General features: G+C 34.7%; 9 protein-coding genes. 4 read left to right on the top strand and 5 right to left on the bottom strand.

Annotated elements, in window-relative coordinates; translation table 11 throughout:
* From SUCMO_RS0106015 to SUCMO_RS0106005, 3 genes are read left to right on the top strand one after another with little or no spacing between them, the layout of a single operon-like run.
* A complete protein-coding gene (locus SUCMO_RS0106015) occupies positions 1-726 on the top strand; it encodes an RsmE family RNA methyltransferase (protein WP_019879684.1) in 726 nt (241 codons plus the stop codon).
* Positions 727-738: 12 nt separating this feature from the next.
* On the top strand, positions 739-2,040 hold the full coding sequence (mtaB, locus tag SUCMO_RS0106010; RefSeq protein WP_019879683.1) for a tRNA (N(6)-L-threonylcarbamoyladenosine(37)-C(2))-methylthiotransferase MtaB: 1,302 nt from the start codon (positions 739-741) through the stop codon (positions 2,038-2,040).
* Positions 2,041-2,062: 22 nt separating this feature from the next.
* Complete coding sequence (locus tag SUCMO_RS0106005) at positions 2,063-2,392, top strand: histidine triad nucleotide-binding protein (RefSeq protein ID WP_019879682.1); 330 nt, start codon at positions 2,063-2,065, stop codon at positions 2,390-2,392.
* Positions 2,393-2,472: 80 nt separating this feature from the next.
* Here the strand turns inward: SUCMO_RS0106005 and SUCMO_RS0106000 are convergent, their stop codons facing one another.
* The 3 genes from SUCMO_RS0106000 to SUCMO_RS0105990 form a co-directional block, all read right to left on the bottom strand.
* Positions 2,473-3,948, bottom strand: coding sequence for a glutamate synthase subunit beta (locus SUCMO_RS0106000; RefSeq protein ID WP_019879681.1), 1,476 nt, complete (start codon positions 3,946-3,948; stop codon positions 2,473-2,475).
* A complete protein-coding gene (gltB, locus tag SUCMO_RS0105995) occupies positions 3,948-8,543 on the bottom strand; it encodes a glutamate synthase large subunit (protein ID WP_019879679.1) in 4,596 nt (1,531 codons plus the stop codon). The genes SUCMO_RS0106000 and gltB overlap by 1 nt, the downstream gene beginning before the upstream one ends.
* A gap of 304 nt (positions 8,544-8,847) precedes the next feature.
* The gene (locus SUCMO_RS0105990; protein WP_019879677.1) at positions 8,848-9,720 is read right to left on the bottom strand and encodes a coiled-coil domain-containing protein; all 873 of its coding nucleotides are present in this window, start codon (positions 9,718-9,720) and stop codon (positions 8,848-8,850) included.
* Positions 9,721-10,059: 339 nt separating this feature from the next.
* Between SUCMO_RS0105990 and SUCMO_RS0105985 the strand changes: the two genes are divergently transcribed.
* Positions 10,060-11,064: a tyrosine-type recombinase/integrase gene (locus tag SUCMO_RS0105985; RefSeq protein ID WP_019879676.1), complete on the top strand. Its 1,005-nt coding sequence runs from the start codon at positions 10,060-10,062 to the stop codon at positions 11,062-11,064.
* Here SUCMO_RS0105985 and SUCMO_RS0105980 read toward each other — a convergent pair.
* Complete coding sequence (locus tag SUCMO_RS0105980; protein WP_019879674.1) at positions 11,051-11,629, bottom strand: hypothetical protein; 579 nt, start codon at positions 11,627-11,629, stop codon at positions 11,051-11,053. The two genes, SUCMO_RS0105985 and SUCMO_RS0105980, sit on opposite strands and share 14 nt — an antisense overlap.
* A gap of 85 nt (positions 11,630-11,714) precedes the next feature.
* Positions 11,715-12,998, bottom strand: a complete 1,284-nt coding sequence (locus tag SUCMO_RS0105975; RefSeq protein ID WP_019879673.1) for a glycosyltransferase family 2 protein — start codon at positions 12,996-12,998, stop codon at positions 11,715-11,717.
* Positions 12,999-13,059 lie beyond the last annotated feature (61 nt).

Genomic DNA, 13,059 nt, shown 5'->3' with positions numbered 1-13,059 from the left:
TTGTATAGATTTTTCAGCCAACAAGAATATAGTGAAAAAATATTTTTACAGGGTACTGACGCCTATCATATTGCCAATGTTCTTAGAATGCAGACTGGTGAAAAGATGCAGATAGTTACGAGCGACAGATATTTAGCCTTAGCTGAAATTAGTAGCATCAAGGCAGGTATTATAGAATTAAAATCGCTGGAAATATTAGATAAGTTTGTTAAGCTAAATAGAGTCGTTTTAGCACAAGGTTTAATCAAAGGTGATAAAATGGATTACGTGGTTCAAAAAGCTGTTGAACTTGGTGTGACGGATATTTATTTACTTAAATTATCACGCTGTATCGTTGATTATGATTTAGATAAAGCGATTAAAAAAGTCGAACGCTGGCAGAGAATTGCTTATGAGGCTGCTAAACAAAGTAAACACGAGGTTGTTCCGCGAGTACACGAGATTAAAAGTTTGTCAGAATTCTTAACAGAGCACACAGTAAATAACTTGGATATTTTGGCGTATGAGGAAGAACAAAGTTATTCTTTAAAGGCTTGTTTGCAAAGTAATGCTTTAAATCAAGATATAACTTTTTTGGTAGGTGCCGAAGGCGGTTTTGCACCCAAAGAGGTTGAACAGGCGGTTGCTCAAGGGTTTAAATGTGTAACACTGGGCAAGCAAATATTACGCACGGAAACAGCGCCATTGATGTTGCTTGCAGCATTGAAATACGAAAAAGAATTTTAAGAGGTAGATATTTTGAAATTTGCAATTTATACTTTAGGATGTAAAGTCAATCAAGCGGATAGCCAAAGTATGCAGGAAATTTTAATTAAAGCTGGCTATGAGTTTGTGGCTCCCGAAGCTGGCGCAGATATTTATATTATTAATACCTGTGTCGTAACTAATGTTGGGCAACAAAAATCGCGACAAACTATTAGAAAATTTATTCGTGAAAATCCTAACGCAATGATAATTGTAACAGGTTGTTATCCTCAAACTGCAATTGGTGAGGTCGAGGGAATTCCTGGTGTGGCACTTATTATTGGTAATAAGGATAGACATAAAATAGCTGAGCTTATAGTTGAATATCAGCAAGAAAATTCTACGGAACCCTTAAATATAGTAAGTGACATAAATATGATTCACAATTTTGAGGATATTCCAACAGGAATGCATTCGGAAAAAACTAGAGCATTTTTAAAAATTCAAGAAGGTTGTAATCAATTTTGTACCTATTGTATTATTCCCTATGCGCGGGGACGACTACGCTCTCGTAGCCTAACTAGTATAAAAAAAGAAATAGAAAATTTAGTAGCTAGTGGTTATAAAGAAGTTGTATTATTGGGAATTCATCTAGGGGCCTATGGAAAAGATTTTAGCGAAAAAATAAGTCTTGTCAACGCTGTGAAAACTGCTTTAGCTGTACCTGGACTAGAAAGACTACGTCTTGGTTCATTAGAATGCATAGAAATTGAAGATGAAATGTTAGAACTATTAGCTACAGAAAGCCGTTTAGCCAAACATTTACATCTACCTTTGCAATCTGGCAGTGATAGCATTTTGAGAAAAATGAATCGCCCCTATACAGTCGATGAATATCGAATATTAATAGAAAAAATCAGAAAAAAAGTGCCAGAAATTGCAATTACGACTGATGTAATAGCGGGATTTCCAGGGGAAACAGAAAATTTATTTCAAGAAACTTATAAATTTATGGAAGAGCTTCAGTTTTCTAAGACTCATATTTTCCCTTTCTCTAGGCGTAAAAATACACCTGCTGAAAAATACCCGCAACAGGTTCTTAAAGAAATCAAACAGCAAAGAGTTAAGCAATTAACTTTTTTAGACCAAAAGTCTCATGAAAGTTTTTTAAACATGAATAAGAATAAAGAGGAATTTGTGTTGTTTGAACAACAGAAGTATGGATATTTTACTGGTTATACTTCTAACTACATTAGAGTATATGTAAATTCGGACTCTGTTAATTTAGAAAACAAGTTGTATTCAGTTATAACTCAAGATGTTTTTAAAGATGGGTTAATGGCTGTTTTAAAATAAAATATTTTGTGAGGTGATTTAAATGTGTGTTTTTTGTAAAATTGTAGCAGGGGAAATTCCGAGTAATGTGTTGTATGAGGATGAAAACATTATCGTTATTCCAGATATTAATCCAGAAGCGCCAGTGCATTTATTATTAATACCAAAATTGCATTTAGATAATATTATGGAGATATCTCCCGAGTTAGCAGGAAATATTTTTTCTAAAATAAGGGAAATAGCGAAAAAATTTAACATTGAAGAAAATGGTTTTAGAATAGTTATTAACACAGGGAAAGATGGTGGACAAACAGTAGAGCATTTGCATATACACCTATTAGCAGGAAGAGAACTACTTTGGCCAGCTGGTTGAAATTAAGCTACTTACATTTTGAGCATAAAAAAAGCAACAAAGATAATTTTACTTTGTTGCTTTTTCTATTATTTTTTAAATTATTTTATGGTTTTTAGATATTCATGGCACTCTTGTGCTGCTTGTCTACCTTCGATAATTGCCCAAGCAACTAAACTTTGACCTCTTTTAGCATCGCCAGCTACAAAAATTTTATCATGACTGGTCTGATGAGAATTCTCCTTAGTTGCAATAGTCCCGCTTACTGTTTTTTCAAGATTAAAGGCATCTAAAATAGTTTGTTCTGGACCGATAAAACCCATTGCCAATAAAACTAATTGCGCGGGCAATATTTTCTCAGTATCTTCTATTTCTTGTAAATTCATTTTACAAGCCTCTTTAATCCAGTTTACTCGCGCAACTCTTACTCCGGCGAGTATATTTTTTTCATCTTTTATAAATTCTTTAGTTAAAACACAATATTCTCGAGGATCATTGTTGAATAGTTCTAAAGCTTCTTGTTGTCCATAGTCGATTTTATGAATTTTAGGAAACTGTGGCCATGGATTATCGGCAGCTCTACTGTTGGGGAGGCAAGGCATGATTTCTAATTGCTTAATGCTTTTGCAACCTTGGCGAATTGCTGTTGCAACACAATCTGTACCAGTATCGCCACCACCGATGACAATCACGTCTTTATCGCGAGCATCAATGAAGTTGCCATCGGTGAAATTGCTATCCAGCAAGCTTTTAGTGGCTTTGTGTAAATAATCTTTCGCAAAATATACACCTGTGGCATCACAGCCAGGGATCTCCATTTTTCTTGGAATAGTACTGCCGGTACATATTATTACAGCATCAAAAGTGCGCAATATTGTTTCTGTCGGAATATTAATACCGATTTCGGTATTAAATTCAAATTCTATTCCTTCGTCGGTTAACAAATTAATTCGTCTTTGGATTATACTTTTATCTAACTTCATATTTGGAATTCCGTACATTAATAAACCGCCAGCGCGATCATCACGTTCAAATACAGTTACTGTATGTCCTTTTTTGTTTAGCTGATCTGCACAGGCTAATCCAGCTGGACCAGAGCCGATTACAGCAATTTTTTTACCGGTCCGAACTTGTGGCGGTGTTGCTTTTACCAAACCGCTTTTGAAAGCATCTTCGATAATGTGTAACTCAATATTTCTTATGCTAACTGGATCAGTAATTAAGCCAGCACTACAAGAACTCTCACATGGAGCAGGACAAACTCTTCCTGTAAACTCAGGGAAGTTATTATTTTTACAAAGTCTAATGTAAGCAAACTCTGGGATATCTTGATAGACGAATTCATTAAACTCTGGGGTTAAATTATGTAGCGGACAACCAACTAAAGCATCATTGATTATGCTACCTGTATGACAAAAAGGAATGCTACAATCCATGCATCTACCTGCTTGAGCTTGAAGAATTTCTTTGCTGTAATGGTCTTGTTTGACTTCTTGCCAATCTTTAACTCGCTCCTTAACAGGGCGATTGTTTAAATCTTCTCTTTTGGTATCTATAAAACCTGTTGCTTTACCCATTACTTACCAGCCTCCTCGAAAACTCTGATAGTTGCCAATTCTTCACTTAATCCAGCCTCCATATAGGTTGCGATTTTTTCTGTTATAATTTTATAACGCTTAGGAATAACTTTTATAAATTTTTGCGAGCACTCGCTCCAATTTGCTAAAAGCTCATCGGCAACTTTGCTACAAGTATAATATTGGTGACGATAAATGTGCTTTTGTACTAATAGTTTTTCGGTAGGATCTTCTAGTTTTTCAAGTAAAACCAACTCAGTATTACATAAATTTGAAAAACTATTATCTTCATCATAGATGTAAGCGACTCCGCCCGACATGCCTGCGGCAAAATTTCTACCTGTTTTTCCTAAAATCACAACCGTGCCGCCAGTCATGTATTCACAACCATGATCGCCGACTCCTTCAACTACTGCAGTTGCACCACTATTGCGAATAGCAAAGCGCTCGCCAGCTATTCCAGCAATATAAGCTCTACCTGAAGTAGCACCATAAAAAGCAACATTGCCGATAATAATGTTTTCCCGGGCAATAAACTTAGCATCAGTAGGTGGGTAAATTGCTATTTTCCCACCGGACAGACCTTTACCAACGTGATCATTGGCGTCTCCTTCTAAGGCAAGCGTTATTCCTTTAGGTAAAAATGCACCAAAACTTTGTCCAGCAGAACCGATGAATTTTAGTTGTATTGTATCTTCGGGCAGGCCTTCAGAACCATATTTTTTTGTTACAGCACTACCTAACATTGTGCCTACTACACGGTCAGTATTTTTGATTGGCAAAGTAACGTTGATTTTTTTACCGTTTTTCAAAGCTGGATTACAAATATTCAGAAGTTCTCGAGAATCGAGAGTTTTTTCTAATCCGTGGTCCTGTTCAAAAACACAATATTGAATAGTATGTCTATCAATATCTGGTTTATGCAAAAGTAAACTTAGATCTAAACCTTTACTTTTCCAATGTTTATTGGTGTTGGCTTCTAAAACTTCGGTTCTTCCAATCATTTCATCTATTGATTTAAAGCCTAGTTCTGCCATATACTCACGTACCTCTTGGGCAATAAAATGCATAAAGGTTATTACGTGTTCTGGTTTTCCCTTAAAATTTGCTCTTAATTTAGGATCTTGAGTGGCCACTCCTACCGGACAAGTGTTTAAGTTGCAAACGCGCATCATTATGCAGCCCATAACAATCAGTGGAGCGGTAGCGAACCCAAATTCTTCTGCACCTAATAAACTGGCAATTATTACATCGCGGCCTGTCATTAGTTTTCCGTCTGTTTCAAGCCGTACACGACTGCGCAAATTATTTAACAATAAAGTTTGGTGCGTTTCTGCTAAACCTATTTCCCAAGGTAAACCAGCATGACGAATACTAGTACGCGGCGAAGCTCCAGTGCCGCCATCATAACCGCTTATTAAAATTGTATCAGCATTAGCTTTTGCAACCCCTGCGGCTATTGTGCCGATTCCAACTTCTGAAACTAATTTAACGCTTATTTTGGCCGAAGGATTTGCGTTTTTCAAATCGAAAATGAGTTCCGCCAAATCTTCTATAGAATAAATATCGTGGTGTGGGGGTGGTGAAATTAATTCTACCCCAGCCGTTGTACCTCTAGCTTCCGCTATCCATGGATAAACTTTTGTTCCGGGTAATTGACCACCTTCCCCAGGTTTAGCGCCTTGGGCAATTTTTATTTGAATTTCATCGGCATTTACTAAATAACTGCTTGTTACTCCAAAACGTCCGGATGCTACTTGTTTAATAGCGCTACGGCGATTGTTGCCTGGAATGTTTTGATAACGTGAAGGATGTTCGCCGCCTTCGCCTGTGTTGCTTTTGCCTCCGATAGCGTTCATTGCTAGTGCTAGACACTCATGTGCTTCTTGGCTTAATGAACCATAAGACATCGCACCACTTTTAAATCTTTTGCAAATAGAAGAGATGCTTTCTACCTCAGCAATATCGATCGGTAAACGTTGTGGAGAAAACTCGAGCAAACTTCTTAAGGTCTGCGTGTTGTTAGTTCTTTCATTAATCATACTTGAGAATTTTTTAAATAAAGTATAGTCATTTGTGCGGCAGGCTTCTTGCAAAGTAAGAATAGTTTCTGGATTGAAAATATGTTTTTCACCGTTGTTACGCCATTGATGGGCAGATCCAGAGTCATAAAGATAATCTTGGTAATCTTCGCTCTTGAAGGCTTTTTCGTGACGTAAAGCAACCTCTTTGGCTATTTCATCCAAACCGATACCCTCAATTCTGGAAGGAGTCCCATGGAAATATTTATTGATAACCTTTGTACTGATGCCGATTGCTTCAAAGATTTGTGCGCCGCGATAACTTTGAATGGTGGAAATACCCATTTTTGATAAAACTTTAGCAATTCCTTTGGTACTAGCTTTAATATAATTTTTAACAGCTATTTCGTACTCGATATTTTTTAATATATTTGCTTGACACATATTGTCTAAAGTTTCAAATACTAGATAAGGATTAATACCACTAACTCCATAACCGAGCAATAGTGCAAAATGATGCACTTCTCTAGGTTCTGCAGACTCTAAAAGAATACTAGCGTGAAGTCTTGTAGCATTATTTATCAAGTGATGATGTAAACAGGCTACCGCTAATAAAGCAGGAATGGAAGCATGTTCAGCATCAACACCACGATCAGAAAGTATTAATATAGTTTTGCCAAGCGCGATTGATTTGTCGGCTTTTTGACACAATTCAAGCAAAGCAGTCTCTAGGGATTTACCACCACCATCAACTTTATAAAGTGTTGGTATAACTATCGACTTAAAACCATCTAAGTTGACATCATTAATATTTTTAAATTTTGCCATTTGTTCATTACAAAGAATTGGTGATTCCACAGCTATTTGGCGACAGCTATCTGGTTTGGGATCTATTGGATTTTTTTCGGGCCCAATAGTTGTGCTGGTATCTGTGTAAATTTTCTCGCGAATAGCATCGATAGGTGGATTAGTTACTTGTGCAAAAAGTTGTTTGAAATAATCATAAAGAAGTTGTGGTTTAGGTGATAAAACTGCAAGCGGCATATCACTACCCATAGAAGCTGTAGGATCATTGGCTTCTAAAGCCATAGGTTTTAAAATTTTGTTTATTTCTTCCAATGTATATCCGAAGGCGATTTGTCTTTTCCGTAAAGTTTCAATACATGGTTTTGGCAATTGTGTATCAGCCTTAATATCTTCTAGCTGAATCATATTTTCATCAATCCATTTTTTATAGGGTTGTTCATTTGCTAACTGTTTTTTTATTTCTTCATTGCTAACAATTTTACCTAACACTGTATCGATAACTAACATTTTACCAGGCTGAAGTCGCTCTTTAGATACAATGTTTTCAGGAGCGATATCAACAACACCTACTTCGGAAGCAAGAATAATCATGTCATCATTAGTAATATAGTAACGAGAAGGTCTTAAGCCATTGCGGTCAAGGGCTGCGCAAATTGTCTTACCATCAGTATAAGCCATAGCTGCTGGGCCATCCCAAGGTTCCATTAGACAATCATGGTAGTTAAAGAAGGCCTTTAAGTCTTCGTCGATGTGGGGATTATTTACCCATGGTTCAGGAATCATCATCATAACTGCATGGGGTAAACTTCTGCCTGACATAACTAAAAATTCCAAGCAATTATCAAACATTCCAGAGTCGCTACCGCTTTCATCGATTATGGGCATAATTTTTTTAATATTTTTACCCCAAAGTTTATTACCACATAAGCTTTGACGTGCCCGCATCCAATTTATATTACCCCGTAATGTGTTGATTTCGCCATTATGCATTAGGTAGCGATAAGGGTGTGCTCTCTCCCAACTTGGAAAAGTATTCGTGCTGAAACGAGAGTGTACTAGTGCCATAGCTGTTAAAATACTATTATCCGATAGATCGATATAAAATTCATCTAACTGCCGAGTGGTTAGCATTCCTTTATAGACAATCGTTCTTGAAGATAAACTTGCTATATAAAAATAATTTCCCCCGCGAAGATTTCCCTTTTTTATATAATTTTCAGCTTCGCGTCGTATCATGTATAGTTTTCTTTCAAAAATATTATTGTCAATAGGCAATTTTCCTAGAATACTGTCGTTTGCTTTAATGAATACTTGGGCAATATAAGGTTGACTATCTCGCGATTTTTCACCTAAAACAGTAGAGTTAACTGGAACTTGACGCCAACCTAAAATGATTTGCCCATTTTCTTTAACAATTCTTTCGAAATGGCGTTGGCAATTTTCGCGTTCAACTATATCAGGTGGAAGAAAAAGCATACCTACAGCGTACTCTTCAGATTTTGGTAATTCTATTTCTAGTTTGGCACATTCCTTATGGAAAAACATATGCGGAATTTGAAACAAGATTCCGGCACCATCGCCAGTATTTTTATCTGCTCCTTGACCGCCGCGATGGTCTAAATTACATAGTACTGTGAGAGCTTGTTTCAAAATTTTATTTGACTTTTTACCCTTGATGTTGGCTACAACCCCTAAACCACAAGCATCATGCTCGAACCAGGGATCATAGAGACCTTGTTTTTCTGGACTTCTGTTTAATTTATACATTATAAGCCTCCCGAATTATAAATGGTTTTTCAAAGATAACGTTCGAAACTATTTCTAGAAAATATAACATTTATATTATAATTAATAAGAAATAATTGGTCAAGTTGTATACATTATATATACTGTAAAAACTTTAATATTTAACAGTCTGTAGGTTTCCAAATAAAACCTTATTGAATTTTCGAAAAGTTTTCTCTTTAAGTTTATGAAAACTTGTAAATAAACAGCAAATACTGTAATATAATACTGTGACAAATTGAGTTAAAATAAAAAATACCATACAGTTGTACGGTATTTTCGAGAGTTAGGATTTATTTAATTGTGTTTTTAGACTAGTAATTTCGCCAATTAGTTCACTTTTTTTAGTTATCAAATTAAAATTTTCTGCTTGTAAATCTTTAATTTGCAAATTTTGAGTATCAATACTAGCACGTAATTGTGCTAATGTATTTTCCTGGTATTTATTATTTAGGTTTAAAGTTATGTTTTCGCGTTCTTTATTACTCAAATCGAGCTGTAGTTTTTTTAATTCTTGCTCAAGAACAGTAGTTTTTTCTTGAAGTTTTTCTAGATTGTTTATCTGATTTTCATTTTCCAACACTAATTTATTATACTTGCTCTCAATATCTTGGAATTTTTTTTCCAACTCTTCTTTACTTTTGTGTAGCCTTAGGCTTATAGAACGTTCTTGCTCCAAACATTGGGTGACTTCTTGCAAGGCGCTTTTTTGTGCTTTTTGATTTTGCAATTCTTCTTGGAGTTTGGTAATCAGCTTCGCTTGTGCGGCAAATTCTTTTTTCTGTTCGATTTCTTTGTTATTCAAATCAGTAATTAAATTTGCTTTTTCGATTTCTTTAGCAGCTAACGCTTCTTCTAATTCTTGGTATTTGGCTTGCCAAATAATATTTTCTTGCCTACAAAGTTCAAGGGTTTGTTTACCTGCTATTTCTAAAGCTTCCAAAACTTTACTTACTTCGGCAATTGCTTTTCGTCCAGCCAAAATGTGCATACTGTCGAGAGGTTTTTCTTCAACCGAATTATTGTGCTTTTCAGCCCAAGCTATTACAGCTTGTTCTAACCACTCACCTGCGGTTTGGCCACTGTTTAATTTAGCTTCTTCCACCATCTTTTTTACATCACTATTAGTGCGGATAGTTATAATTTCATTTTTTTGCATTTCAAATCTCCTTACATGTCGTCTTTACATTAGTATACCACCGTATACGTTATGTAAACAAGTAAATTATTTTAAATATCTATGTACACATCGTATACGATGAATACACCAGGTATATGGAGCGCTAATGTGTATGCGGGTCAAAAAAAATTATATATTCCACTTAATTTTAAAGTTAAATATATTATAAAACAGAACTTGCTAAAATATCGAGTTCTGTTTTATAATATATTTAACTCCTCATAATGGGAATTCTAAGGAGTTGAATTTCTCTTATAAAAGCCTCTATAAAAGAGGCGCTTATGTTTTATCCTGTGAAAAAATGAAGGAGAAAAGGAAATGAATATTGAAACTCGTGAAGTACAAATTTTTAAGCAAGAATTATTAGTTCGTGAAAATTTTCTTGCTAACTACAAAACATATTTAAAACGTTATATAGCTGATGGATCTGCTCGGGAAGATACTTTGATTACATATTATTCACATATTAGTCAGTATTTAGAATGGTGTTTGATCGAAGGGTTGCAACCTTTAAATGTTGATAAAAACATTTTAATTGAATATCGTAACTATCTAGTAAGTTTGAAACTAGAAATCCCTACTATAGCTTTAAAATTATCAGCTTTAAGAAGATTTTATGAAATTGCATTATCTCGAAAAATAATTCCAGAAAATCCTGTTTTGGGTGTTAAAGCTCCGAAACAACGCAAAGCCGCTAATATTGAGGGAGCTAAATATATTAGTGTCGAGCAATTGGAGAATCTTTTTCATATAATTCCAGAGCATAGTGAAATCGCGAAAGAACAAGAAGAATTTTTACGGGCTAAAAGTCTAATCGCACTTATGGGTCTGCAAGGTTTGCGCACAGTTGAAACCCATCGACTAAGCTGTGAAGATATTGATTTTTCTAAAGGCTTAGTGTTAGTAAAAGGTAAGGGGCGAGATCGCTATATTGCACCACGAGAAGATGTTTTAAATCTATTAAAAACATATTTAGATTTACGTCAACTTAGTTGTGAGGCAAAAGATACTCTAGGAACCCCTGTATTCACATCACTAAGTAATAATAATACTGGTAAACGGCTTAGCCGTTGTGCTATTAGAGATGTTATTGATTATTGGTTTATTTGTGCCGGAATAAAAGAGAAAGGCGATCATAGTGGGCGTTCTTGTCACCTACTCCGGCATACTACTGGTGCGCTGTTATATCAAGCTACACATGATTTAATTGTAGTACAAAAAGAATTGGGACATGTTGATCCCAAGACTACTAGTAAATATGCCCATATCCAAGATATTTTAAGCAAGCGATATACACAAAATATACCCATCAAAACTCTTTAAGTAAAAATCTAATTCTCAAAAAAAGTCGACTTAAAACTTGTACTGCATTCGTATAGCTAGGTACATAAACACGTGTTGACACTTTTTCCTGACATTCCCCCAAAAAAGTTAGAAAACTTCTATCTTCTAGCAATTCTAAAGGTAAATCGAGTTCAATTTCTAAATTAGAATTTCTAGTTTCTAACAAGAAGAGCAACCGATGATATTCCAGATATTCCTTATGAAAATGTTCCTGATTATTAATACTTAATCTCATTATTAAAGTTTGTGCATAAGGCAAAATAGTCGCTAAATTTACTACATTTGTATAAACAGTTTCTATAACTACGTGGTAATTATATTCTTTGATTATTTCTAGATTTTTGCAACAAAATTTATCTTCTAAGTTGTGCTTGTTTAGTTTTATCAAAAAAAATGCGCAAGTTTCCAATTGCAATCGTGCAGTTATCATATTTTTTAGATCTTGTTTTTTTATTCTACTTAATTTGCAATTCGTTAAATCAATAACAAGTAAATTATAGCCTTGCAAAATTCCTGTTTGTAAAATAGTGTTATAAATTTGCATTTTGAACTCCTTAAATTAATTTAAAAACGAGCCTTTAATTTTGTAATTTGTGTTTTTACAAAAAGGCTCGTTTTTTTATAAATTGCTAAACTTCTTTTTTACTAAATACAACTTGTTTAGGTCCAATTTCGGAAGAAGAGGGGATTAGCACGTCTTGATATGATATCCCACGTGTATGCTCTGTATGACTCCATTCATGATCATGTCGATGAATGAATCCTAATACCGTAATTGGAATCCAACTATAAATAAATAGCGGGTATAAGGCTAAATATAACCAAGAACGCAATGAAGCGTGAATTTTAGCTAAAATAATCATTGGGAAAATATATTGTCCAACGGCAATGATAGTCCAAACTTCCCATGGTAATATTTGATATAAAACATTTGTATAAAAAGGAATAAAGTTATATATATAACTACATAAAACAAATGTTGTTGAGATAAAAAGAAAATACGGCTGGAATAAATGCACTAAAGCATCTAATAAAACAATATCTCTTTTTAAAAGTCCCGCTTTTAAAATTTTAAAAAAGTAACGACCCGCAACGTCAAAATGCCCTTGAGCCCAACGTTTTCTTTGTTTCCAGGATTGAATAAAAGTTAAAGGTTTCTCATCATACACAATAGCATCATGTGCCCAAGTTGTAGGAATTCCTTTAAGCAAAGCTTTCATGGTAAACTCCATATCCTCGGTTAAACAAGTTGCACCCCAACCGTGTTCACGTAGAACTTCAGTAGAAATACACATACCCGTACCGCCTAAAACACTTGTCAGGCCAAGATTATATTTTGCTAAATGCCATACGTGATTTACAACCCAAAAAGAAATAGAAAAAACCCCTGCTATCCAGGTATCATTCGGATTTTTGGAATCTAAATAACCTTGAATAACTCTCTCACCTTTGAGATAACGATTATTCATTTCCTTTAAAAAATCTGGATGAACTAAATTATCTGCATCGAAAACAACTACAGCATCATATTTTTTCTCCATTTTAAACAATCGATCAAACATCCACTCCATAGCAAAACCCTTGCCTTTTTCTTGATCGTTAAACCGCTCATGAACTAAAGCGCCTGCTCTTGAAGCTATTTTTGCTGTATTATCTTTACAATTATCAGCAATAACAAAGATATCGTACAGTTCATTTGGATAATTTAACACATGCAAATTTTCTACCAACTGTCCAATAACAGTCTCTTCATTATGTGCAGCTACAATAACCGCAAAAGTAGTTTTAGGTGTTTTTATTTTTTCTTCCTGTTTTTTAAACATTCCAAAGAAAGATATTGTGAAATAATACAAAGTGAAAAAAACAATTAAAAACTGCAGTGGCAACATTATCAAGTCAAAAAAATGTACCATTAAAATAAACTCCCCTTTAATTTGGCAAACGTTATGGTATTCCATACGTTTTCTTTTTTTA

Origin of the sequence: Succinispira mobilis DSM 6222 (genome assembly GCF_000384135.1) — a bacterium.
Classification (GTDB): Bacteria; Bacillota; Negativicutes; order Acidaminococcales; family Succinispiraceae; genus Succinispira; species Succinispira mobilis.
Note: the sequence above shows the minus strand (reverse complement) of the source record. Positions and strands in the feature narration are given on the sequence as shown.